A 25448-nucleotide genomic window follows, 5' to 3' on the forward strand; every position below is an offset into this window, starting at 1 on the left:
GGGTCAGAATGAAACATTAAGTCCGAAGGAAACCACTTTGGCGATCGGGTAAGCAACCACGCCGGCAGCAGAAGGATCGCGCTCGGGATCGCCCAGGCGGAATTTGGAAACGGTGATCAGGTTCTGCCCGTTTACGTACAGCCTTACCCTCCCAAGACCCAGTTTTTTCACCAGCTCCAATGGTACCGAATAGCCCAGCTGAACGTTTTTCAAACGTAGATAGGCAATGCTTTGCAGCCAGAAATCAGATACCTGGAAATTCTGGGGATACCCGTTTGCGGTAGTCAGCCGTGGCAGCGACGCATTCGGATTTTCCGGTGTCCACGAGTCGGTAAGCCAGTCGCGGGTTACGCCTGCGCCATTTTTGTAGGGCTGCGCAAGATTGGCAGTTACATAGGTGTCAATCTTGAAGGTACCCTGCCAGAACATCGCAAAGTCAAACCCTTTGTAATCGGCCCCGGCGGTGAATGTGTAAGTGTAGCCCGGATTAGACTGCCCGATCACAACCCGGTCGCCGCTGTCAATTTTCCCGTCGCCATTCTGGTCTTTATACCGGATATCCCCCGGATTGGTCACATTATTCTGAAAAGGCGCTGCGTCAATTTCTTCCTTGGATTGGAAAAGACCTGTTGATTCCAGGCCAAAAAACGAGTTGATCGGCGAGCCTTCCTGGATGATCCGGTTGGTGTTGTACAAAATGGCGCCGTCGGTATTTTCCACGTTATTGACCAAATGCGTAATGTTACCTGCCAAATTGTAATTCACGCCGCCGATCCTGTCGCGGTAGCCCAGGGTCAGCTCGTAGCCTTTGTTGGACACGGAGCCTATGTTACTCAGCGGGCCTTGCAGGTTTCCTACCTGCGCAGGCAGGTTTACACGGGCGAGAATGCCGTCGGTGTATTTACGAAAAAGGTCGAATTCGAATGTCAGCTTGTTGTTGAAAAGCCCCCCATCGATCCCGATATTACTCGCGGTGGTCGACTCCCAGCCGACAGTCGGGTCAGCCAGTGTTCTCACAGCCGCTCCGCTGGAAATCACGTTATTGAATGAATAGTTGGTATTATAGCCGGACTGGTTCAGCTCCACTGCATTGATATAGCTGAACAATGGAATGTTCTGATTACCCAGCTGGCCCCACGAAGCGCGCAGTTTCAGGTTGGTGATCGCGCGCACATCTTTCAGGAAATTCTCTTCGTTGATACGCCAACCTGCCGAGAACGAAGGGAAGAATCCCCAGCGCCGCGACTGATCAAAACGGGAAGAGCCGTCAAACCGGAAATTGGTCTCAAACAGGTATTTGTCATTAAAAACATAATTAACCCGCCCAAAAGTGGACATAATGCGCGACTTGGTTGAAGTACCCGTCACGAGCGGGTTCAAACTGCCGCCATTGAGCTCGGTGATCTCATTGCCGAGATACCCCTGGTTTTCGGCTGTAAACCTGCTGATCGAGAAATGTTCGAGACTGAACCCGCCCAGCACATTCAAGTAGTGCTTTTCCTTTAAAGTTTTTTCCCAGTTGAGTGTGTGAAAGTTGGTGAACGAGAAATTCAGCCCGCTTCCCTGCCGCACTCCCCGCGGCGGGATGTTACCCATATTTGCGATGTCGCCCGTTTTGGTATTAGTCAGCGGGATTACTGGATAGTTGTACTTCTCGTTTTCAAAGTAAATGTTGGGCGCAACCGTGATTTTGTATTTAATGTCAAAAGGGAGGTTCACCTGTGCGTACAGGTTTGCTATTCCTCTCAGGCTCTTGTTGGTATGCCTGCCTTCCAGCGATAATGCATACGGGTTCCGAAAGAAATTGTGGCCCGGCACGCGGATCCACTGGTCGGCATAGGCACCGCTGGCGGTAAGGTTGGTCTGCATGGGAAGCCCGCGGTAGATCAGCCCCATAATCCCGCCTTCACCATTGGCATCGTTTACTGTGTATGCACCTTCGTAATTGTCCCACCAGTTGGCGATCACATTGCTTCCAATGGTCAGCCAGGGCGTCACCTCCGAGTTGATATTGGTACTGAAAGAATACTTCTGCGCCCCGCTTCCCGGCAATATCCCCTTTTGATTGAGGTAACCGAGTGAAACCGAATAGGTGGATTTTTCGCTGCCGCCTGACAGCCGCACATTGTGTTCCTGGATAGCCGCATTCCTGAACATCAGCTTAAACCAGTCGGTATTGGGGTAAATATAAGGATCGGTCCCATTCCGGTATTCCTGCATCAGCTCGGGGGAATATTCGGCGGCGCGGCCTTCATTGGCGAGGGCGCGGTTCTTGCCTTCCATGTATTCCAAAGTATTGGTAACCACATTATCTGGAAGCCTTGTCGCCTGCTGCACACCCAGGTAACCCGAATAATCTACCCGCACTTTGGTGTTCTTCATACCCGTTTTCGTCGTGATCAGCACAACGCCGTTTTGTGCGCGGCTACCGTAAATAGCAGCAGAAGCAGCATCTTTTAACACAGTTATCTTTTCAATATCATTCGGATTGACATCCCGCAGCGAAAACTCGATCCCGTCCACAAGCACGAGCGGACCGGTGCCGGTTTCCAGGTTGTAGGAGCTCGCACCACGAATGGTAATGTTCGCGCCGTCTGCGCCGGGGCGGCCCTGGTTCATATTCACATAAACGCCGGGCAATCCCTGCAATGCCTGCGACGAATTGGTGATCGGGCGGTTCTCTATTGCCTTGGAGTCAATGGACGTGATCGCGCCGGTGAGGTTCACTTTCTTCTGTGTGCCATAACCTACCACTACCAGCTCGTCCAGTTCTTTGAGATCGGGTTTCAGCGATATGTTCAGCACCGACTGGCCGGCAACTGCCACTTCCTGCGCTATGTAGCCGACGAACGAGAAGATGAGCACAGCCGCATCGTCCACATCATCGAATGCAAAGCTCCCGTCCACATTCGTGGTCGTACCGGTAGCGGTACCTTTCACCAGAATGCTCACGCCGGGCAAGCCTGCACCTTTTTCGTCCAGTACCGTTCCCGAAATTTTCTTAACGGGCGGCGCCTGCGTTTTTGGGACAATGTGGTCCGGCTGGACCAGCGACTTGTCAAGACTGAGCACAATGACCTTTTCGGTAGCCTGGTAAGTAATCCCGAGCGGCCTGAAATTCTTGTCGAGTACATCGAGTACGGTCTGGTTTTGCGCTGCGACCGACATCATCCGCTGCGCCCCGATCATCGACGGGCTGAATACAAACCTGACATTGGAACCCCGTTCAATGGCATCCAGCACAGACTGGATAGAACGGTTTTTCATTTCGATACTGATCCTTTTCCGCAGCAGGTCCTGCGCGTCGACGTCCAGCGCGATGGCGCTGACTGTGCACGTCAATGTGATTAGAAATGGAATGGCGCTGATTTTCATTAGCCAAACAAAATTGGAGTAGCATTTTTTCATACTTAGATGTGGTTAAGAGTTTAGGAATTTTGAGTTTATGAGTTTTGAGTTTATGAGTTTAAAGTTCAGAGTTTATGAGTTGGGGTTAGCAGCCGGGGGATTTGATCTGGATTCCTCCGTTACCCAGGGTGTAGTTTGCGTTGATCGCTTTGCAGATCGCGTCGATCTGTTCCATCAGGTGCATTCCTTGAAAGTTCGCGCGGATTTTGCAGGTTTTCAATTGCTTTGGATCAAAGGAAATATCGATATCGTAGGCCTTGCGGGCGATTTCAAGGTAATGGACAACCTGTATGTTTTTACCGTCCGCGGCAGACCTCAGGAATGCGCTGATCTCGTCATCCGAGGCTTGTGTTGCTTTTAGCACGTTGCGGTTCTTTTTGCCGACGGTTACCTGTTGCCCCGGCGTCACCTGAACCGATTGGCCGGGCGTATCCTGATCTGCCCGTGATACATTCACCTTTCCGGAAACTACCGCTACAACCGTTTCGCTTTCCGCATTCAGTGCCCGCACGCTGAAACTGGTACCAAGCACTTTGGTGATGGTTCCGCCTGCACTTACGTAAAATGGTTTTGACTTATCGGGCGCAACTTCGAAGAATGCCTCTCCCCGCAGCTCCACATCGCGGCGATCAGGCCCGAAATGTGCAGGGTAACGGACAGCGCCACCGGGTTTGAGAAAGACGGTACTTCCGTCAGCCAGCTGGATCAGTTTCGAGCGGGGCGTATTATTGACAATCCATTCCCGGTCAGCACCCTGCTGCGACTGCTGCGCGCTGGCAAAGCCCGCCTGCTTTTGAGAAGGTATCATATAAAAACCGATGATAACGGCCAATGTAGCAGCTGCGCCGAATGCCCAATAGTAGAGCGGACGGAGTTTGGCGGTCTCCTTCTTCCGGCTTGTCAGGTCGAAAATACGCTCAACCGCCTCCGCATGGTCGACTGGTGAAAGTGCATTGTTTTCAATGCGGACAGCCCTGACCAGATCCGCAGCAGCCATCAGTTTCTGGCTTTCGGCAGGATGCGCTTCAAGCCACTGTTCAAACTGGGTTTGCTGGCGCCCGGTCGGATGAAGTATGAGATTGCGGAAAGATTCGTTCAGTACCAGTTCCTCAATCGTCTTTTGGTAGTATTCTTCCATGCACGCTTTTTTGCTTTTGGCGTACTATAGACAAACCCTGCTGGCAGATACCCTCGCTTATTAGAAATTTTTATAAAAATATTTACAAAAACCAGCCAGCATTACAAAAACGACTGACGACCAGTTGGTTCTCAGCCACTTTAAAGATTTCTGTAAGGTGTTGGAAACCGACTGCGGGCTGATCTGCATGATCTCGGCAATCTCCTCACGGGACAAATTTTCAAAGTATTTCAGGAGAATGATCTCTTTCTGGCGGGAAGGGAGGTTGTTGAGCAAGGCTGCAAAGCGGAGCCCCAATTCTGTGGCAGCTTCCGACCGGATCATATCTTCCTCGACAGTGAATGCGGCCTGGAAGTAATGGTCTTCCCATTGCGCATCGAGGGTATCTGTGTGCGGGTCGGTTTGCCGGTGGATCCTCCTTCGTAAAGCGGCGAACAGATATGGAACGGGCGGAATGCTGTCGTTGAGCTTGCTTCTGCTTTCCCAGATTGTTAAGAATACATCCTGAATGCAGTCGCGGACCTGCTCTTTGTCCCTGCTGAACTTGGATCCGTAGTGAAAAAGGGAAGGATAGATCTGGTTGACGAGCGACTCAAAAGCCTCATTATCACCGGCTATAAACGATCTCCAAAGCGACTCTTCGGATTGACGGGAATTCGTGCTCATTTATACCGTGACTACAAACAGACAATGATCCAATGAAAAGTAATTACTACAAATAGCTGAAAACGTAGCTGATCTACTTGAAGCCTGCCGCTGTATTTACATCATATCAGCGCTCCCGGCAGCTCGTTTTCTGTAATATACCGGCGAATTTCTGTACAAAGCAAAACTTACCTTACCTGCGCCGTCTCCATTTGGCCGAAAAGAACGTTAATCAGGTATAGAATTTTTGTTAACTACATAGCTGGTTAATTCATTACCAAACTGACACTGAACTTCCATGATGCGTACCAGATTTTTGTATTCTCTTATTATACTGAGTAGTTCCGTTTTCATGTCCATGAACCCAAGGGCAAAGCACATTACCGAAGGCAGCTGGTATCCCGGACGGACAACTTCCAAAGTCACGATAGCGCCTTGCGGCAACAAATTTTGCGGTACAATCACGTGGATCAAAGACCCTTCCAAGGCAATCAAGAACGGGGAAGTAGGCGCGGTGATCTTTAAAGACTTTACGGTCACTGATCAACATACGCTTGAAGGCGGCAAGATCTATGATCCGCGCAATGACAAATGGTATAGCGGCAGGCTGAAAGTCGGGAGCGACGGTCGGCTGGAAGTGCGCGGCTGGGTGGGTATGCCTACTTTCGGGAAGTCAATGCATTGGACGCGGGCAAATTAGCGAAGTTCTGCTTTAAAAGAAACTTGTCTGCCGGGTCATTTGGAGCGGCGGCATTTTTCGCTGCAATACTTGACCTCGTCCCAAACCTTTTCCCACTTTTTACGCCAGGTAAACGGCCTTCCACAAACCACACAGATCTTTTGCGGCAGGTCCTGTTTTTTGGTCATGGCCATATTTCCGGCAATTAGAGGTACTTTCTTTTTTAGGATCCGTTAACTCCAAGAATGGCGGTTACAGCTTTTCAAGCAGCGTACGCATTTCTTTCAGTGTTAACGAGATTTCGTTGAGTTTGTGGGTGTTGCCGACAACAGGGGTGCTGGAATTCTCATTCTGCAACGTTACTACGGCTACTTCCAGGTCCTGGCAAAATCGGTCGCGCATCAATAAATGCACCCGCTCAATGTCATTGTTTCTTTCCGTCAACGCCTTGTGCATGGCCTTCATCGCACGGTCTGCCTTTTTGAGTTCAATGAGATTGACCACGTGCCGCGCCAGTACTTGCAAAGCCGATATCTGCTTTTCGGTTAGCTCCCGCGGCTGATTGTCGATCACGCACAATGAACCGAGCGCAAAGCCCCGGCTGTCAATGAGCGGCGCTCCGGCGTAAAAGATCACATTCGGGTACCCTGTTACCAACGGATTCGCTGAAAACCGGATATCATCTCGGGAATCGGGCACGATGAAAACCTGTGAGGGGTTCTGGATTGTGTGGGTACAAAAAGCGTACTCCCGCGGCGTCTCCCGCACCGACAAACCAAAATTGGATTTGAACCATTGCCGCGAATCGTCCACCAGACTGATGAGGGAAATGGGGGTCTGGCAAATCTCCGACGCCAGTTCTGTAATATCGTCGTATTCCTTCTCGTGCAGCGTATCCAGGATATCATAGCCTTTCAATGCATCTAACCTTTCCTGCTCTGCCATTTTAAATCATTTTCTGGATTCTATGCAAGATCTGAATCTTTTTGTGAACAAGTGCGGAAAACAACAGCCAAGTGTCTGTATTACTTCAAAATACAATGTATTTCTCAGCTGTAACTGGTGCGTTCGCCTGGTAAGGTTGCTTTTTCCCAGTAATCGCAGATCGCGGCGAGCTGTTCTTTAAGGCCTTCGTAAGTTTTTGCTTTGAGGTAAAATCCCTGAACCAGGGACATATACGCATCCTCCACATCGCGGGGATGCACTGCATCCGAAAGGAAAATAAATGGTATCGAACGCCTTTTAAGCGTCTCGTCGGAGTTGATGATCTCTTTCAGTTCAAGGCCCGACATTTGAGGCAAATGCAGGTCACATAAAATAATAAATGGTCTTTCTGTTACAGCACGCAGATAATCGATCAGTGCCTGCCCGTTGTCGAAGTTGATCACTTCGCTTGTGCAGCCAATGTCTTTCAGTGCGTCTGCAACAAGGTACCGGTCATCGTCATCACCTCCTACGTACAGAATAGGTCCGTTTTGCATGTTCTATCAATTTTAACTTACAAATTAAAAAATCGCGCCAGGAAACAAGGCTGCATGTGCGGTTCTTCTACTTTCCTGCGAGGCCTCCGGCACATTGCCAGCTCCGGCATGCAGGCGGTGCGTGCATTGCCTAAATAGTTCTGATATATATGAAGTTTGTTTTGTACTTTTCTAAAATCAAATTATACTCAACCGTTTTTTATGAAACAACTCTACTGCTTTATTGCGTTGTTGCTTCCCTTCGCTTCTTATGCACAATGCCCCAACGAAGTAATGTTACAAGACCAGGCTTCGGTCAACGACTTCCCCACCAACTATCCCGGATGCACCACAATACCGAACTATGTCGTCATCGGAGGGGGATTTGGATCACCAATTACAGACCTTACCCCATTGAGCGGGCTCACCTCCATTGGAACATCGCTCGTGATCAGCTACAACCAGGAGCTGACTACGCTGGCCGGATTGGAGAACATTGTGAGTGTCGGAACGGACGTTCAGATTTATGAAAATTCAAAATTAAGCGAGGTAGGTGCCCTCACTGGCATCACGGCGATTCCGGGTGAGTACCTGGTGCAGAACAATGCCGCGCTGACCACCCTGGCCGGGCTGGGGAATGTGCAGACGATCGGCGGCATTACGACCATTGATAATAACCCTGCACTGACTACGCTGGGAACAATGGCGCTCACCAGCACAAATGAAAAGATCCATATCCAGAATAACCCAGCACTGACCGACCTGGCTGGCCTGATTAACCTCACGAGCGTCGGCGGGCATCTAGTGATCCTCAATAACAAATTAATGACATCGATCGGGGGGCTGACCGGGCTCACGAGCATTGCCGGCGATCTCTTTATCGAGCAGGATTCCTCGCTCACGAGTTTGGCCGGTCTGGAAAATCTCACCTCCATTGGCGGAACACTTCAAGTGAGCGAAAATGACTTGCTGGCCAGCATTCAGGGGCTTTCGGGCATCACTTATGTGTCAGGCGAATTGAACATCTATGCTAATCCGTCCCTGACTTCGCTCGCCGGTTTGGATGCATTAACAGGTGTTGGTGCGGATTTGGATCTGGATGATCTCCCGGCACTGACCACGCTAGGCAGCCTTTCTTCACTGACCAGCGCAGGCAACGTTTACATTAACAACCTCCCGCTGATTACAAATCTGCAGGGATTGGAAAACCTCATCACCGTAGGCGATGAACTTGAACTTTCGAACAACGATCTGCTGGCAAGCATTCAGGAACTGTCCAATCTTGCCTCGGTGAATTCTATTGATATTGACGATAACCCGGTGCTCACATCACTTACCGGTATCGAAGGTATCACGGTGTATAATGGGGACCTTAATATCGAGGACAATAATTTATTGGCCGATTTGTCTGCCCTGTCAGGCGTTACCCAAGTTGTTGGTACACTCAACATTGAGGATAACCTGTCATTGACAAGCCTGAACGGACTTGGCCAGATTACTTCCGCCGGTGAGCTTGACATTGACGGAAACGATGCACTGACCTCGCTTAATGGTTTGACGCTCACGTCTGCCCCGGCCGTAAGAATCAGTTATAACAAGCTGCTTGTCAATTTGACGGGGTTGGGTACCATCACAGATTTGACCAACCTGAATATCCTGGAAAATGAATCGTTGGTGGATCTGTCAGGCCTGACGGTATCTGCAACAATGAGCTACATCGACATTGAAAACAACCCTAACCTGTCTACCCTGCAAGGATTGGAAGCAGTTACGACGGTTGATAACCTGCTGATCCTTGGCAATGAAAAGCTGACCAGTCTGCAAGGGCTCGATAACGTCACCGAAATACCTTTGGGATTTGCACTCGCAGATAACAGGGCTTTAACGGATATTACCAGCCTGTCGAAGCTCACTACGGCCGGCGTATTATTCATCGTATCAGACAGCTCCCTGGTTGACCTTCAAGGTCTGGAAGCTTTGCAAACCATCGGAGGACAACTTGCAATTCTGAATAATCCGGCGATGACCAGTCTGAAAGGTTTGAATGGACTTACCGAGATTGGCGGGTTAGGCGATGTGAGCATACTGCTAGCCAACAATAGCGGGCTGACCAATATTGATGATCTTTCCGCATTGACCAGAATCGACGGCGGGCTGGTCATTTTCGGTGACAGTGCATTGACGAGCGTTCAGGGCCTGAGCAACCTGGAAGCGATCGGGCCTTACGGGACTTTGTCAATTGTAGGGAATCTCGCTTTGACCAGCCTGTCGGGCATAGGAAAATTCCAAAGTGTCAGTGATCTGGAAATTGTGCTGAACGACGCATTAACTAACCTCGCCGGCCTTGAAAACCTAGGTACGGTAATCAACGACCTTACCATCGGAGGAAACAAGGCACTTACCTCACTCACCGGACTGAGCGGTTTGACCCAGATTGGTGGTTATTTCACCCTGGAATCCAATGTGGCACTTTCCAGTCTCAGCGGTTTAAGCGCGCTGACTTCCATTGGCAATACCCTGAGAGTGACAGACAATACCGCGCTGAGTACCTGCGCGGTAGCCGGGATATGTGCATATCTGGAAAACAATGCGCCGGGTTCGGCGATCTTTTCGGGTAATGATGCAGGCTGCAACTCAGAAGAAGAGGTGAAAGTTGCCTGCGCAAGTCTGCCCGTTACATTGGTTGATTTCTCAGCCGCAAAACAGGAGGCGTCGGTGCAGCTCCGCTGGTCGACCAGCAGTGAAGTGAACAGCGGCCACTTTGAAATTCAGCACAGCCGGAATGAAGGTCGGTCGTGGGTAACGATCGGTCAGGTGCAGGCGAGCAAGGAAAGCTTTGAATTGAAAAAATACGAATTCATGCACCTTAAACCTTCCAGAGGCGAAAATTTCTACCGTTTGAAGATTATCGACCTGGACGAAACATACGCATTCAGCAGCATTCACAACGTGAATATGGGCGGATTGAATGAATTCCTGGTTTACCCAAACCCGGTAGCAGACCAGCTGACCGTTGAGGTGGAGAAAACGGTTACTGCGGGCAAGGTGCAGGTTTACAATGCTGCAGGCAAAATGGTGCTTTCAAAGAACATGACTTTCTTGGAGGAAACTTCTACGCTGGAAATTGCGACACTGCCTGCCGGAATTTACACGATCCAGATGCTGGATTTGCAGGGTAAAAAAGAGGTGAAGAAATTCATCAAACTCGCGCGATAAGGCGACTTGGCCACATCTAAATAAACAAGGTCGTTCGCTTGAACGACCTTGTTTATTTTAAAATCAAAGCTCCGTTTTTCCGCTAAGTTTCTCAATGTGGCACTGATCGGCTTTGATGGCATATTCCTCGCTGACAACCACGTTGCTGCCGCGTTTGCCGATGAAACGGAAGTTATCAATTTCACCCTTTAATTTCGGATGGTAAGAATCGTCGAGAACGGTGTAATAGTTGGCTCCAAGGCCAACATTCTTCGTGTAGCGGATCGTGTCGTTGTTAGATAACCGGACCGTGTAAAACGAAGTCAGCGAGTCGCCGGGCACAAGCAGCGTTACAGATCTGAATTCTTCGGTACAGTTTACAGGCTCGTCTTTGGAGCAACCATGTACCGAAGCGGCAAGACAAAAGGTTAATTCGAATGCAAGTGTTCTGGCTGTCATATCGCTCTTTCAGTTTGAGTAATCGGATATCTGCTGGCAGAGACAAAAACAAGATGCTATCCGTTGGAAGCGCCTGTCATCGATTTATACTTCTGCGCCGCTAAGACTTGAATAATCACTTAAAAGTGGACTTGACTTCAACGGTAACTTACTTCTCTGATCGTTGCACTTCAATACCGGAGAGAGATACATTTCCCAGACTCGCCTGCGATGCGCTCAGGAATATTTCGCCCGGAAAACCACCGTGGGTGATCTTCACCTCCCTGATTTCCAGGTTCTGCACCGACGTTTCCTTGTCAAAACCAAACGTAGGATTGGAATATCGCTTTTCGGTGCGTTTTACATTGCTGATCGTCAGCTTGTCGAAATCTGAATTTTTGAATGCAAGTACCGCATAGGTTTGAGGTAAGTTGCGTTGGCTCGCGCGACTGTACACATTGGTACCCTCCACATTCGAGATCTTCACGTTCGAAAAACTCCCTTTTTTATCAAACAAACTGTAAAACAGCACAGACGCCATCGCGGTGTTTCCCTTCACATTTTCAATGACGACATTGGATACGCGCGTGTTTTCAAATGTATAAAATGCGACACCTTTCAAAGACGGAATAGAATCGTAGATCATCTCCGGAAAGATATTCCTGACCGTTACATTGCTGTAATCCCGCGCCGGGAAAGGCGACATCTTACCCTGAAAGCTGGCGCCGCCAGAAGCGAATGCAATCAGGTCGTCATTGGTGAATCCTGAGATATTTTCGATCAGTACATTGTTGCCTCCGCCGGTCACGCCGTCGCCATTGTGGGTCAATGCACTGGTATGTTTACTGTCCCGGAAAGGATTTTGCTGGAAGCGCACATCGTGTACATGCACATCGTCGCATTCCATATAAGCAATGCCCCAGCTGCGCGTGCTATCGATCTGCATGCTGCCCACTTCCAGGTTTTTGACCTTGTAAAAAAACATTCCGAAACAGAAATCAGAGTTTTCGACCTTGTCCCGGATCGTGCGTGTTTGCGTAAATGCATTTCCATTCCATTTGCCGCCCAGTACTTTGATATTCTCGTTTCCGTTCACAATATCCCTGTTTCGCAGCAGGTACTGATTGCAGGATTTTTTCAGTTCGATATACGCTTTCTGATCCGCTACCAATGTGAAGTTGGAAGGAATCAGCAGCGGCGCAGAAATAAGGTAATGCCCGGCAGGGATCTCATAGCGGTTTGTGCCGTTTTTAGCTGCTTTGTCAATGCCATTTTGCAGCATTTTGGTCATATCCTTTTGCCCGAAAACACATTGAACAAGAAGTAAGCTGAGTGCGATAGTGAATGAATATTTCAATTGCAGAGAATTTAGATGAAGCCAGCCGGTTTCCCGGATTTTGCTTAAACATGAAGTTTATTTAATAAAAAAGCGGCCTGACGTTTTTGAGGCGCAGGCCGCTTGGGTTCACAGCTACTAGTATCCGTTATTTTGTTTTAAACCCGACGACAAATCGATCTGCGCCTGCGGGATCGGATATACGCTCATATAGGCTTGCGGGGCGAGATTCACCACAACCGGACTTTTGGAAGCATAGTTGTACAGCCTTTCTTCCTGCTTCATCACCGTCGTGAATTTGCCGGTGCGTACCAGGTCAAACCAGCGCTCGTGCTCGTAAGCCAGTTCCAGCTGGCGTTCCAGCAGGATCAGGTCCATCAAGTCTGCTGCTTCGGCACCTTTGTAATTGTGCGTTGCATCGCCGAATGCACGCTGGCGCACGCGGTTAAGCTGGGTCAATGCACCCGCTTTATCGCCCAGCGCATTGAGCGTTTCGGCGTAAAGAAGCACTACATCTGCAAACCGCAACACCGGAATATCGATCCCGGAAGCACCATAGGAATGCTTCACGGCATATTTGCTCACGTAAGGATACCAGATCGCCGGCGCGTTGGGCTGTGCGGGCGACACCCACCATTCCTGAATCGTAGCCGCTTTGCGCTTGTCTCCTTCCTCATATTTCTTCATCAGGCTCCACGAAGGCAGCGACGTTTCGGCACCGCGGTCGGTCACGCCTACGATCCCTCCATTCGGTGCGTAGTTGGTCGATAAGCTATGTCCGTTTGTACCGTCAATGTATTTTACCGTAAAAAGCACTTCGCTGTTGTCCTCGGTCGCAAGCTGCCAGAGCGAGGCAAAATCGTTCACCAATGCATAATCAAAATCCTTGATCAGCTTCTCAAACTGCGTTTTTGCATTGGCATAATCTTTCCGGTACACATACACTTTGCCGAGCAAACCTACCGCCGCTCCCCTGCTCGCGCGCCCTGTCGCAATCGCATTTCGCAAGGGCAATTTCGCTGCAGCGTCTGTCAGATCAGCGATAATCTGTGCGTAAATTTCTTCTTCGCTCGCTTTCGGCAATGCAGCCGCTTCGGGGATCGAGATTTTCTCGGTCACCTTGGGTACTCCGCCGAAAATACGCACCAGATCAAAGTAGTACAGCGCGCGCATGAACTTGGCTTCGCCGATGTACTGGTCTTTGGCACCCGCCGCATAATTCGTAGGGTTGTCGATATTCATCAATACCGAGTTTGCGCGGAAGATCCCGTTGTAAGTCGTGTTCCAGAACGCGGCTGTCAATGCATTATCCGAGTTCAATGTCAGGAAATCGACGTCGTTGGAGCCGGCAATGGTCGTGTTGGTCGACATATACAGGTTGTCGCTTGGCACTTCCATGAGCAGGTAATCGGACGCGCGGCGGGTTTGCAGATTGTTGTAAATCCCCAGTACCGCCTGGTTGATATCGTTGGCAGTTTTGTAAAAGTTATTGGCTGTCAGTACCGATTCGGGCGTCGGGTTAAGTAGCTTGTCTTCGCAGCCGGCCAATCCCAATGCCAGCGCGGCAAAGCATTTGATGAGGTTATTTCTGATTTGCATGGTCGGTTCAGTTTAAAAATTAAAGTTGATACCCAGCGTGTACACCCGGTTGATTGGCGCTGCTCCATTGTTGAAACCCGGCTTGCTGCCCGTTCCCGCAATTTCACCATTTGTATATCCTTCGGGATTGTAGCCGTGAAATCCTTTTTTGGTGAACATGAATGGATTAGCCAGCGAAGCGTAGATCCTGAAATTGGACAGATGCGCTTTTTGTACCAGGTCGAGCGGCAGGGTATAGCCCAAATTGATGTTCCTGACAGCCAGGAAAGAGGCGTCTTCAATGTAGGCAGAGGAGGAAGACTGGTAGGTAAGCTGGCTCAGCGAGCTGCCCGGTGTGATACCATTTCCTGTCTCCGTTTGCGACCACCATTGTCTCTCCACCAGCGGCCTTCTCATAGCACCCAGCAATGCACCTTCGTAATATTCATTTTCAAAATTGTAGATCTTGGCACCTACCGAAGCTTGCATGGCAATGCTCAGGTCAAAGCTCTTCCACGCAAAATTGTTGATCAGACCGAAATAGGCTTTGGGTTGGAAATTACCGAGAATCACCTTGTCGGCCGAAGTGATCTTACCGTCGCCGTCTACATCCTGGTACTTGGGATTACCCGGCTTGGAGCCTGACAGTACTGGCGAATTGTTCACCTCTTCCTGGTTTTGCAGCACGCCAATTACCTTGTAGCCAAAGTAAGAGAACATCGGCTGGCCAAGACGCAGGATCCAGCCCATTCCGTAAGTGTCTGTTGTAATGCGTTCCTGCACGCCGCCGAGGTCTTCCACGGTATTGACATTCTTCGCCATATTGAACGAAGTTTCCCATTTGAATGCACCCGTCAGGTTTTTGGTAGTCAGTTCAATTTCAAAACCCTTGTTACGCACGGTTCCTACATTGGACAAAGAACTTGTAAAACCGGTAATGGAAGGGATGGAGACATTGTAAAGCAGACCATTGGTTTTCTTATCGTAATAATCCAGGACAAGACTAATGCGGTTTCTGAACAAACCTAACTCAAGACCCACGTCGTAGCTCGACGTTTTTTCCCAGCTCAGACTGTTGTTACCATAAGAAACCTGCGTCTGGCCTTTGGTAAGGGTGTTATTTGGCGCATAATACACGTCGCCGATCTGCCCGAGGTATTCAAAATCACCGATGTTGAAGTTACCCGTCGCGCCGTAGCTGGCACGCAGTTTCAGTTCACTGACAGCCGAAATACGCTTCATAAATTCCTCCTGCGACACGCGCCACGCTACCGAAGCAGATGGGAAATAGCCCCATTTGTTATCCGGTCCGAAACGCGAGCTGCCGTCTGTACGGATCGAGGCAGATAGCAGGTATTTGTCTTTGAAACCATAATTCACGCGGCTGAAATACGAGATCAGGCCCCACTGCGACCGTGTGGAATTCGTCGCGGAAGGATTGATGATCGCATTATTGAGCGTGCGGATAATGTCGTTATTAAACGATCCGTTCACCGCCGCCATATTTGACGCATTCGAGTTGAATTTCTGGTAAGATGCACCCGCGATTGCGCTTAATGTGTGCACATCCTTGAAAGTAGCGCTGTAACTCAACACGTTTTCGTTCGCGATGCTATAACTGTTGCTCTGCGCCAGCGAACCCGAGTTAAGGTTGGTGCTTTGCGCCCAGGAAGCCTGGAAACGGTCTGTCTGGTTGGAAGCCAGGTTGGTACTGATCGACGAGCGTAATGAGAGTCCTTTCGCCAGGTTCAGGTTCAAGAACGCTTCTCCCAGGTTATTGACCGTGGTTCCGTAGTAATGCGAACCTTCCAGTGTCGCCATCGGATTGGCCTGTCCGCTTACCACTGCGCCCCAGTAAGAGCGGGAATTGGGATAAGTACCGTCCGGATTCTGGACCGCTACAAAGCTTGGAAACTTGATATAGTTATTAATGTCGGTCGAAGCAAATCGACGCTTGGAATACGAAGGGTTCAGCATAAAGCCCAGGCTCACCACCGAGTTGACGGTCACATCCACATTGGCGCGCACGCCGTAGTTTTTGTACCAGGTGTTTTTCAAAGTTCCCTGTTCATCTTTCAGCGTACCCGACACATAGTAACGCACATGGTCCGTTCCACCACCTACCGACAGGTTGTAGTTCTGTACCATGGCGCTGCCAAGTACCTCATCTTCCCAAACCACATTGTTTCCGTTTTTCAAAACATCACTCACCTGGTATGCATTGGGCCTGCGCGGGTCGTTCCAAACGGGCAAAGTAGGATCTCCGCCTATCCAGGTGTATTCCCTGTTTTGGTAGCGTACCGCATAATCGTAGTACTCCTGCCCTACCAGCCAGTCGCCATGCTTTTTCGGACTCGCGACACCTGCGTATGCATTGAAATTGAATTTCGCTTTACCTGATTTTCCTTTTTTGGTCGTGACAATAATCACCCCGCCTGCACCGCGTGATCCGTAAATCGCCGCCGCCGAGGCATCTTTCAACACTTCAATGGACTCGATATCATTGGTACTGATGCTCCCCAGACTACCGCCCGGAAATCCGTCGATCACCACCAACGGATCGTTACCTGCGTCAATGGAGCTTGCTCCGCGGATCCTGATCAATGGCGCGCTGCCCGGCGAAGTATTTGTTTGTGAAACATTTACACCCGCAAGTCGCCCTGCCAGCACGGATTCAGGCCTGCCCACGGGGATCTGGTCGAGCACGGTGTTTTCTACTTTGGATACTGCTGCCGTGACAGAGCTCTTCTTTACAGCTCCGTAACCCACTACCACGAGTTCATCCAAAACCGTATTGTTCTGGCGCATTGTCACATTGATAACCGATTTGCTTCCTACCGGCACTTCGTTTTTCTCATAGCCAATAAACGAGAATGTGAGCACATCGCCCGCGCCTGCCTGTATCCGGTACTTACCATCCGCATCGGTGGTAACCCCTTTGCTTGTGCCTTTGATCACAACGCTCACACCGGGCAGCGATACATTGCCGACACTATCGACAACAATACCGGAAACCTCTCCGGCATTTTGCGCATAGCCGGTGACGCTCAGGAGCATCGCCAGCAAAAAGACAGGCAATTTCAATTGCGGCAATGTCCATTTTTTGTAGAATTTCAATCTGTTCATACGGAATTGGGTTTATTGGTTATGTAGAAAACACCGTCCCGTGCACGTGCCCGGGATACTTGAAAAAAATTTACCGGGACCTCACGGTCTTGACTTCACTCCCGGAAACTGCACTAAGCTGGTTGCCAAAGCTTTGTCGTACATAGGTTGCAATACCTGCAAGCGCATCATCGGTCAAAAATGACATAGCGGGCATGTGCTGGTCGTAAGATTTCCCATTCACTTCTATTTTGCCCGAAAGTCCGTTGAGCATGATATGGATAAGCTGCTCCTTATCCTTAACCTGCCCGGTTCCTTTTAGCGGAGGAAATACCTCGGCTACTCCTTCCCCATTTTGTTTGTGGCAAGAGGCGCAATACTGATTATACAGCCGCTGTCCCTGGGGTACCTCGGGCAATGCGGCTGTTTGCGGTGCAGGATCTCCCTTCATGCCGGGCGTGATCCGCAGGATCTGATCGTCTGCAGGCTTGGGAAATCCCGTTGCCGGGTTCCAGTCGCGATTGCTTGTGGAAACATAGATACTGCCATCGGGAGCTACACAAATGTCCCGCAGCCTGCCATACTGTGCGTCCAGTACAATGGTTTCCGATTCGATCTTTTTACCCGTTTTATCCAGTTTGAGAATGCGCAGATCGCTTTCTTTTAAGGTTGTCAGTAAAATGGCATTCTTCCATTCCGGGAACAGGCTCTTATTGTAGAAAGCAATTCCTGCCGGTGCAATCGTCGGTGTCCAGGCTTTTACAGGTTCAGTGACTTTAACCGAATCACAAAACTGCTTCTCGGCAGGCTGATCACAGAAACCTTCTACTTTGGGCCAGCCATAATTGCCGCCTTTCTGAATGATATTCAGCTCGTCTTCCAGCGCGTCGCCGTGTTCTGAGGCGTACAGCATTCCGTTTACCCCGTAAACCAGCCCCTGGATATTGCGGTGTCCCCACGACCATACCAGGCTTCCTTTGATGGGATTATCTGCTGGTGCAGTACCGTCGATGTTCATGCGCAAAACCTTCCCATTCAGCGACTTTGTGTTCTGTGCATTGGTGATCGTGATCGCATCCCCGGTCGCAAACATCAGTTTTCCATCGGGTGCAAAAACAATTCTGGATCCATTGTGGCCGGTATGCGCCGGAATTTCAAGCAGCGTTTTCGGATCGGTTAGCTTATTGTTTTTATAGGTAAACCGGACCAGCTTCGTTGTAATCAGCGAATCCTTTTTACACATATAATCAACGAACACAAACGGTTTGTGCTTGAAATCGGGGTGGATCGCCATTCCGAGCAATCCCAGCGAGCGATACCGGTACACTTCATCAATTTTCAAAAGCAGCGTTTTCGCACCTGTTTTCGGATCCACTTTGCTGATTGTGCCGCTTTGTTCCGTCAGCCAAAGCTGATCGTCAGGTCCCCAGCTCATTTCCCAGGGCACATTCAAACCGGAAGCTACGGTAGTAACCTTCAATGGAGTATCGACAAATGCATCCCGCTGCTGCGGTACGTTTTGACTGTCCCTGAAATGCCACATGCCCGCCAGGATCAATCCTGCTGCTAACCGATACACCAATGTCATACTAGATCAGATTGACTTCCTTCTCCAAAAATGCACTTACAAATTCATCGTCCACCAAATGCGGATAAGCCTCGGTAACCCTTGTAATTTCCTCGGCCTGACCTGGTGAAAGGTCTTCTTTGGGGTTCAATGTCCATATTCCTTCCATTAGCCCCTGCCTTCTGAGCACTTCGTGAACACCGGTAATGCAGCCGTGAAAGTTGTGCGCCGGGTCGAAAATTGCGGCATTCATATCGGTCACCTCCACATTGGCACTGAGCAGTTTTTCAATATCTTCTTTGGTACCGTTTATGGCTGTTTTAATATCTGCCAATAACTGCACTGATCTTTCTGTCCAAACAGCATAATGGCCGAGCAAACCACCTACAAACCGTTTTTCTACCTTCTCTCCATTCACATCAAACACAAACGGCGTCAGCAGGTCGGCCACGATATTATCGTCATTTCCGGTATACAATGCAATCTCATCTTTCCTCGAAGAGCAGGCCACCGCGCGCACCACGTCCAGTGTCTGGTACCGGTTAAATGCAGCTACTTTGATCGCAGTCACATTCGGTATCTCCGCAAATTTCTGCCAGAATTCGTAGCTGAAAACCCTTCCTCCTACTGCCACCTGCAGGTAAAACCCGAACACCGGAATCTTCTCAGCCACCTTTTTTACATGTGCAATAATTTCATCCTCAGGCTCTGTCCGGAATGCGGCCATGCTCACGAGTCCGAGATCGTAGCCGTATTGAATGGCGATGTCCGCTTCTTTGAGCGCCTGCTCCGTTTTACCACAAATCCCTGCCACTTTGATAAATGGTCTGTCCAGCGCTGCCTTGTCGATTTCTTCCGCCGTCATCGCAAGTACTTTTTCAAACAAATTGATCTCCGGATCACGGATCTCGAACTGCGTCGTGTGCACGCCGATCGCCACTCCACCCGCGCCACTGGCCATGTAATACCGCGTCAATCCGCGCTGCCTGGTCTCATCCAGTTGAAGCTCACGTGTCAATGCAAGTGGGTGTGCCGGAATAACCGTTCCTTCAAACAGCAGCTTTTTCTTCTGTTCGTTCAACATTTTGTATGCGATTTTACTGATATACCAACTCTATTTTCTTCCTAAAACTGTCCTTTTCTTTCCTGGAAATGGGTGGGCTTATTGATGGTCTTGCCACCTTCCAAAAGCCACTGCGCAGTAATGCCGATCATCTCTTTCAATGTGGTGCGCGGATAGCCGAATAAACGGAATGATTCCGCAGCGTTGCTCAGCAGTGCAGTGGACTGTTCCTCGCCCAAAAATGTCGGTTCGGTATTGAATATACGTCCGAATTCCATAGCCAGCCAGCGGAGCGAAACCGTCTCCGGTCCGGTAATGTTCAAAAGCTTCGCCGGCGCTTCACAATGCAGCAGCGAACGGATCGCCATTTCGTTGGCGTCGCCCTGCCAGATCACATTCACGTGCCCCATACTTACATCGATCGGCTTTCCATTCAGTACCGATTTGGCGATTTCAAGCAATACGCCGTACCGGAAATCAATGGCGTAGTTAAGGCGGTAGATCAAAAGCGGTGTACCGTAAACGGATGAAAAGTATTGGAATAACCGCTCGCGGCCGAGACACGACTGTCCATACTCTCCTACCGGATTTGCACGCACCTCCTCGGTAGCGCCGCCCGAGTTCACCGGCGTAAACGGATATACATTGCCCGTTGAATACACCACAATGCGCGATCTGCGGAACTTCTCAGCCACACGGCCAGGCAGGTAGGTGTTCATGGCCCAGGTATAAGGCTCGTTGTTAGACGTACCAAACTTGGTACCAGCCAGATAAAGGACATTTTCGATTTCAGGGAGGTCGTGCAACTGGGTATCATCCAGGATATTGGCAGAAATGGTGTCAATACCCTCTGCATTCAGTTCTGCGGCCAGGCCGGGTTCGCTGAAACGCGATACTGCCACCACACGCTTGTCGAGACCGGCGCGTTCTATCGCCTGTTTCGCGAGCCTGCAAATGCTCGGACCGATTTTGCCTCCTGCACCCAGCACCATGATGTCGCCGTCGATGCGCTTGATATCCTCGATCAATGCCTCTGACGGGCTCAGCCATTTTTCTTCCAGTGAAGCGATGTCAATCATAAAAGGTTATTTGAAAAGCGGATTATTAAAGAATAGTTCTTTCGAATTGATGATCGCCAGTCCGAAAATCACCAGCAGGCCGATCCCTGCCACAACTTTTACCAGCGGACTATTGACCTTGTCGCCCATGATCTTGCTGTCATTGCCGACCATATAAATGGCAGTACCTATGAACGGAACCACGAAAATGGTAACGCTCTGTGCAAAAACGATGAGTTCCAGCGGCAGCTTTCCGAAGCGGATCGCAATGAATGCTCCGACGATCATGACCAATGCAACCAGGTAACGTACTGACTTTGAACTGAAATTACTTCCCAGCCCAAGTGCATCACCTAACAAAGTCCCGCCCACTGAAGCATTTCCGATCAGCGACGAAAACGCCGCACCAAACAAACCCACCAGAAATACCGTCGACGCATTTTCACCAAAAATCGGTTCCAGCGCCTTGGCCATATCCGAAGCCGAGTTCACTGCAATGCCTTTCGGGTTCAGGATCGCTGCGGCGCAGATGATCACAATGCTGCACATCACTCCCAACAGGATAATCCCGGTAGAACTATCGTTTCTGGCATTGCGCAATGCAGGATTGATACGGATTCTTTCCTGTATCAGGTACGACTGGTATAAGGCGCCCACGATGGAAAAGCAGGACGCCATAAAGGCAATGATCAAACCCTGCGAACCTTCCGGGATCACGGGTGTTGTAAAGCCTTTTACGATCTTAACAGGATCAGGATCAGCCCAGAACAGTGTCGTAATAAACGAAAAAAGCATTAAGAAGATCAGGAGGATCATGGTCCGTTCCAGAACGGAATAAAAGCTTCGGAAGAACAACAGGCCGATGCCTAATCCATTGAAGACAATGATCCAGGGTACCGGTGAAGTATCATACAGCTCGCCCAGCGCAATACCCAGTCCGATCGAATTGCCCGCCTGAAACGAAGTGGCTACCAGAAAAACACCCAGGCCCATTGCTACGGAGGCCGCATTGCCCCACTTATGCTTTACCGAAGCCAGCAAAGACTGATTGGTAGCCACCCCGATGCGGGTCGACATGGCGGTGAATACTGCCATGAACAGGATTGCCACCACGACGATCCATAAAAGGGAATAGCCGTAAACCGCGCCGAGCTTCGAAGTAATGGTCATCTTGCTCGGTCCGAAAACCAATGCGGCAGTGATCATTCCCGGGCCTAGTGATTTGAGCCACCTGAGGGTTTGTTCTTTCATCATATTGTTCGAGGCAAAAGGTGTTTTGAGAGACGTCCACAGGCTTGTTAAAAGAATTTACGGGCACGTGCCCGTAAAGATAGAAAAGAATTTAATAATTCTAATTTCAGAGGATTTATATCCAGAAAATTCTGCAAGTTTTTTTGATCGGCCTATGTTCTAGCGCGAAGAGACCGTATTGCATTATGTAGTACTGAAAGGCTAATTCTGGTAAAACTCGTAGTTTTCCTTGGTAACGATGTCAATGGGCATATAGCTCAGCTTGCTCACAGGCGCATTGACAACCAGTTTCTGATAAAGGGCCATAATACCCCGATACCCCTGCTCTTCGGGGCGGTGGCAGATCAGGAAATCGATGACATTGTTTTCAAGATAGGATACATTTTCCGTCACAAAATCAAAGCCGATCAGCGATACATGCGTGCGGTGACTGTTTTTCAGGAAAGAAGCGACCGTATGCACGCGTGAATTGGTCACGAATGCAGCGCCTATATCTTTATTCAAATGAAAAACATAGGTAAGGTGCCTGGCGACGGACTGGTAGTCGGTTTCCCGGATATCAATCCTGACAATCTCCATAGGCTGTCCACGGTCGGCAAAGTAGCCTCTGAAACCTTCCTCTATTTTTTGGTAGTTGAAATTGTCAATCTCTTTGGAGATGTTGATGATCAGGATTTTCTTGTTGCGGTCCAGCCGGTAAGTGAGCAGCTTCGCACCAACATAGCCGCTCTTGAACAGGTGCGGGCCAATGTAGGAAAGGCTGTGAAGATCGGGAATGTCGGAATCCAGAAATACAAAAGGGATTTTGCGCTCGGCGCATTGTGCCGCAAACTTCTTGGTCTCTTCAATATAGGAAGGTGAGATCAATACCCCCTGAAAATCCCCGCGCAGTACCTCGGCGATCGTGTTTGAAAAAGAGTCCTTGTCGTTCAGATCAAAAAAGAAGACCTGCGTGTGTACGCCATATTGCTTAATTTCGGCTTCCGCCCTTTTCACACCACGCAAAGGCGCCTCCCAGAAGTTGGTTTCCTCCGATACCTTCGGGATTACCGCAGCGATACTGATGATCTTTTTGGAAGCAAGGCGGCTTGCCAGCAGATTGGGCTGGTAATCCAGTTCCTTGATGATCTCGTTGATCCGCTTTTTGGTTTTTTCAGAAACACCGGTACGGTTGTGCAGCACACGGTCCACGGTTGCGGTGGATACATTAGCACGTCTGGCAATTTCTTTTACTCCCTGCGAGGTACTCTCCTTTTTCATCTGGCGCTTGGTTTCGGTGCCTTGCGTCTTTTTGATTTAAGACTTCAGGGTAAATATAGCCTACCCGCCAATACCTCCAAAACTTTCGGGTTTGCTTACTGCTCTACTTTCCTGAAAATAATAGCGTCGACCAGCACCTGTCCTTCGGAACCTTCGCTCAATATCTCGACATAACCATCCATTCCCTCCCAGAACTCAAACTTTCCAAGCGAAAGCGATTCAGTTGACTTTACCCGGATATTTTCTGTCCCCTTTTTAGAATGGATCTTTACTGTGAATGCAGGAACTGCATTCAGCTTGCTATCTACGGCGTACTTTTTATCACCAATCGTCGCACGTCGCTGCGGATCAAAGGGGGTCTGTTCTGAGAAGAGCAATTCATAAGTGCCCGCCGCCAGGTCCGGTCGAAAACGGACGAACTCACCTGCAACGGCGCGACTCCCATTGGTCAGGTACAAATCGCGAAATCCTTTTTCTTTCCATCTTTTAAACTGCGGCGCAACCCAGAAATAGGGCGTGGCGTAAAACCGGTTTTCACGCACATCGGCATTGTCCACGATCTCCTGTTTTAAATTGCCCGTTTCGTTATGCGCAGGTGGATACGTCGGGATGGTCAATGCAACATTAAAATATTGAACCGCATTTACAGCACTCTGACTTTCAACCCGAATGCGTGCGGCATACACACCCGCTTTCAGCCCGGTTGCATTCACGGAAACCTGTATTTTTTGCTCATTCCCCTGCCCTTCCACTTTTAAATCCAGCCAGTTTTTTCCCTGCAGATATTCAATTTTCGGAGCATTTACTTTTGATAAAACACCATTGCCATTGTTCATGATCGAAAGCGTTTTCGCATTCGGCTGCGGCCTGGTCGGGCGGGCTAAAAAGTGAATCGTATTTGGAATAAATTTTCTTTCCAATGCATACACATCCATCACGTGCGCTGGACGAATGCGGAATGAAGGTTCTTCGTCACAGGCCAAGGTGAGCAACGGCGATTTGAGCGCACTTCCTGCAATGGTAATATGCTGCGTAAAACTGCTTTTTGAGATACCATCTTCAACCAGAAGTGTCACCGGGTAAATGCCGGGTTTGGCAAAAATGTGCTTTGGGTTTTTCTCAATGGAAATACTGCCGTCACCAAATGTCCAGTAGTAAGATAAATCCTTACCTGTATCCTTATATTCATTTCTTGACTTTTCACCAATAAACAGAATCGCCTCGCCCGTTTTGCCCGGACGAAATGCATTCGTGATCGCCTTGGTTTCACCAGCCCGCTCACGGTTATCTTCAAAAGTCTGCCAGAAAAGTATCCAAGGGTCGAGCAGCGTTTCCGTTGCTTCTTCCTTTGCTTTTACCCGGAATACAAAATGCGAATGGTTGTGCGCGCCGACATGTACGCCCGATCCGTCGGAGTACAATGCGCCCGCAGGGATCGGCGTATGCTCGGGTACGCGCAAGTTGAGCATGTGGTGGTTTTGAATGCTCCATACATCGCCGTTTTCCCAGGTATGAATGCCCCGCCAGCGATTGTTGTTGTCGCCTTTCTCCAGACTGAATACAAAATAATGGTCGTCGATCGGGAAAGGCGTGAAATGCGGCGTCCCGGCGGGCTTGTTCAGATCTAGTCCGCCATGGAGCTCAAATCCGTTGTATGCGCCCATCCAGCAATCGTCGGCATTATAACTGTCCGAAATGCGGATGAGATTTTCTGTCATGGGGAACATCGGATAAAGCCTGGACGGCGCAATGCGCTTGGTCATATCAGCCACGGCAAAACGAGCGTGCTTTTTCGGAACCGACTCACTGCTTTTTCCGCCGTGTTCGTCCTTGATGATCTGCCCGATGGTGTTCACGCCGTCAAACCAGATCCGCATTCCGTTGATGACGTAAGGCTCATAAAAGCTCTCCTGCGAACCCACGTAACGTTCCATTTCTATCAAATGCCCGTCTATCAGCACCTGGCAGGTGAAATGATAAAGCGTTGCACCCCCGGGCTGGTCTGCGCGGAGTTTGCCCAGGTTCGTAATAATGATATCGGAAGAAATTTCTTTCAGTACCATCGTTCGCACCTCACCATTCTGGAGCACAAACTTCAATGTATCTTCCCTGTTCATTTCCACGGGCGTCAGCGTGGCTTTTGCCTTGCGGTGAATGGTTTCGCTGAATGCAGGAATCCCGAAAAGCATAAGCAAAACAATGGGTATCCACGAAATGCGACGCGTTGAAACAGAAAAATTTAATATTGGTTTGTGCTCCATTTTTGA

At 49.6% G+C, this 25448-nt stretch carries 18 protein-coding genes; 2 read left to right on the top strand and 16 right to left on the bottom strand.

The features are described 5' to 3' along the window. Positions 1 to 3 precede the first annotated feature (3 nt). From AC1XTG_RS02630 to AC1XTG_RS02640, 3 genes are all read right to left on the bottom strand, one after another. A complete protein-coding gene (locus AC1XTG_RS02630) occupies positions 4 to 3408 on the bottom strand; it encodes a SusC/RagA family TonB-linked outer membrane protein (protein ID WP_484840903.1) in 3405 nt (1134 codons plus the stop codon). Positions 3409 to 3493: 85 nt separating this feature from the next. After that, positions 3494 to 4546 carry a FecR family protein gene (locus AC1XTG_RS02635; protein ID WP_484840904.1) on the bottom strand — a complete coding sequence of 351 codons (1053 nt, stop codon included), beginning with the start codon at positions 4544 to 4546 and terminating at the stop codon, positions 3494 to 3496. A gap of 60 nt (positions 4547 to 4606) precedes the next feature. Beyond that, positions 4607 to 5212, bottom strand: coding sequence for an RNA polymerase sigma factor (locus AC1XTG_RS02640; RefSeq protein ID WP_484840905.1), 606 nt, complete (start codon positions 5210 to 5212; stop codon positions 4607 to 4609). 277 nt (positions 5213 to 5489) lie between these two features. Here AC1XTG_RS02640 and AC1XTG_RS02645 point away from each other — a divergent pair, with 277 nt between their 5' ends. Beyond that, positions 5490 to 5891 carry a DUF2147 domain-containing protein gene (locus AC1XTG_RS02645; protein ID WP_484840906.1) on the top strand — a complete coding sequence of 134 codons (402 nt, stop codon included), beginning with the start codon at positions 5490 to 5492 and terminating at the stop codon, positions 5889 to 5891. 35 nt (positions 5892 to 5926) lie between these two features. On the opposite strand, the gene AC1XTG_RS02650 is transcribed toward AC1XTG_RS02645, so the two are convergent. The 3 genes from AC1XTG_RS02650 to AC1XTG_RS02660 all read right to left on the bottom strand — a co-directional run bounded on the left by AC1XTG_RS02650 (position 5927) and on the right by AC1XTG_RS02660 (position 7351). Continuing rightward, entirely contained in the window at positions 5927 to 6064 is a 138-nt protein-coding gene (locus AC1XTG_RS02650) for a DUF2256 domain-containing protein (protein WP_439559395.1), read from the bottom strand. A 58-nt stretch (positions 6065 to 6122) separates the two neighbouring features. Continuing rightward, positions 6123 to 6815: a GAF domain-containing protein gene (locus AC1XTG_RS02655; RefSeq protein ID WP_484840907.1), complete on the bottom strand. Its 693-nt coding sequence runs from the start codon at positions 6813 to 6815 to the stop codon at positions 6123 to 6125. 104 nt (positions 6816 to 6919) lie between these two features. Continuing rightward, a complete protein-coding gene (locus AC1XTG_RS02660; RefSeq protein ID WP_484840908.1) occupies positions 6920 to 7351 on the bottom strand; it encodes a response regulator in 432 nt (143 codons plus the stop codon). Between the two features lie 201 nt (positions 7352 to 7552). Here AC1XTG_RS02660 and AC1XTG_RS02665 point away from each other — a divergent pair, with 201 nt between their 5' ends. Further along, the gene (locus AC1XTG_RS02665) at positions 7553 to 10546 is read left to right on the top strand and encodes a T9SS type A sorting domain-containing protein (RefSeq protein WP_484840909.1); all 2994 of its coding nucleotides are present in this window, start codon (positions 7553 to 7555) and stop codon (positions 10544 to 10546) included. 63 nt (positions 10547 to 10609) lie between these two features. Here AC1XTG_RS02665 and AC1XTG_RS02670 read toward each other — a convergent pair whose 3' ends face one another. The 10 genes from AC1XTG_RS02670 to AC1XTG_RS02715 form a co-directional block, all read right to left on the bottom strand. Then, complete coding sequence (locus AC1XTG_RS02670) at positions 10610 to 10984, bottom strand: hypothetical protein (protein WP_484840910.1); 375 nt, start codon at positions 10982 to 10984, stop codon at positions 10610 to 10612. 148 nt (positions 10985 to 11132) lie between these two features. Beyond that, positions 11133 to 12320, bottom strand: a complete 1188-nt coding sequence (locus AC1XTG_RS02675; RefSeq protein WP_484840911.1) for a glycosyl hydrolase family 28-related protein — start codon at positions 12318 to 12320, stop codon at positions 11133 to 11135. A gap of 117 nt (positions 12321 to 12437) precedes the next feature. Then, on the bottom strand, positions 12438 to 13898 hold the full coding sequence (locus AC1XTG_RS02680) for a RagB/SusD family nutrient uptake outer membrane protein (RefSeq protein ID WP_484840912.1): 1461 nt from the start codon (positions 13896 to 13898) through the stop codon (positions 12438 to 12440). 12 nt (positions 13899 to 13910) lie between these two features. Then, positions 13911 to 17003 carry a SusC/RagA family TonB-linked outer membrane protein gene (locus AC1XTG_RS02685; protein WP_056287285.1) on the bottom strand — a complete coding sequence of 1031 codons (3093 nt, stop codon included), beginning with the start codon at positions 17001 to 17003 and terminating at the stop codon, positions 13911 to 13913. A 70-nt stretch (positions 17004 to 17073) separates the two neighbouring features. Next, the gene (locus AC1XTG_RS02690) at positions 17074 to 18570 is read right to left on the bottom strand and encodes a PQQ-dependent sugar dehydrogenase (protein ID WP_229238670.1); all 1497 of its coding nucleotides are present in this window, start codon (positions 18568 to 18570) and stop codon (positions 17074 to 17076) included. 1 nt (position 18571) lies between these two features. After that, a complete protein-coding gene (locus AC1XTG_RS02695) occupies positions 18572 to 19633 on the bottom strand; it encodes a dihydrodipicolinate synthase family protein (RefSeq protein WP_056287281.1) in 1062 nt (353 codons plus the stop codon). 41 nt (positions 19634 to 19674) lie between these two features. Further along, positions 19675 to 20691, bottom strand: a complete 1017-nt coding sequence (locus AC1XTG_RS02700; RefSeq protein ID WP_056287280.1) for an NAD-dependent epimerase/dehydratase family protein — start codon at positions 20689 to 20691, stop codon at positions 19675 to 19677. 6 nt (positions 20692 to 20697) lie between these two features. After that, on the bottom strand, positions 20698 to 21924 hold the full coding sequence (locus AC1XTG_RS02705; protein WP_056287277.1) for an Nramp family divalent metal transporter: 1227 nt from the start codon (positions 21922 to 21924) through the stop codon (positions 20698 to 20700). A gap of 198 nt (positions 21925 to 22122) precedes the next feature. Continuing rightward, positions 22123 to 23181 carry a LacI family DNA-binding transcriptional regulator gene (locus tag AC1XTG_RS02710; RefSeq protein ID WP_484840913.1) on the bottom strand — a complete coding sequence of 353 codons (1059 nt, stop codon included), beginning with the start codon at positions 23179 to 23181 and terminating at the stop codon, positions 22123 to 22125. 95 nt (positions 23182 to 23276) lie between these two features. Beyond that, a complete protein-coding gene (locus AC1XTG_RS02715; protein WP_484840914.1) occupies positions 23277 to 25442 on the bottom strand; it encodes a PKD domain-containing protein in 2166 nt (721 codons plus the stop codon). Between the last annotated feature and the right edge of the window lie 6 nt (positions 25443 to 25448).

Source organism: Dyadobacter sp. HNCC25DJ183, from assembly GCF_056895175.1.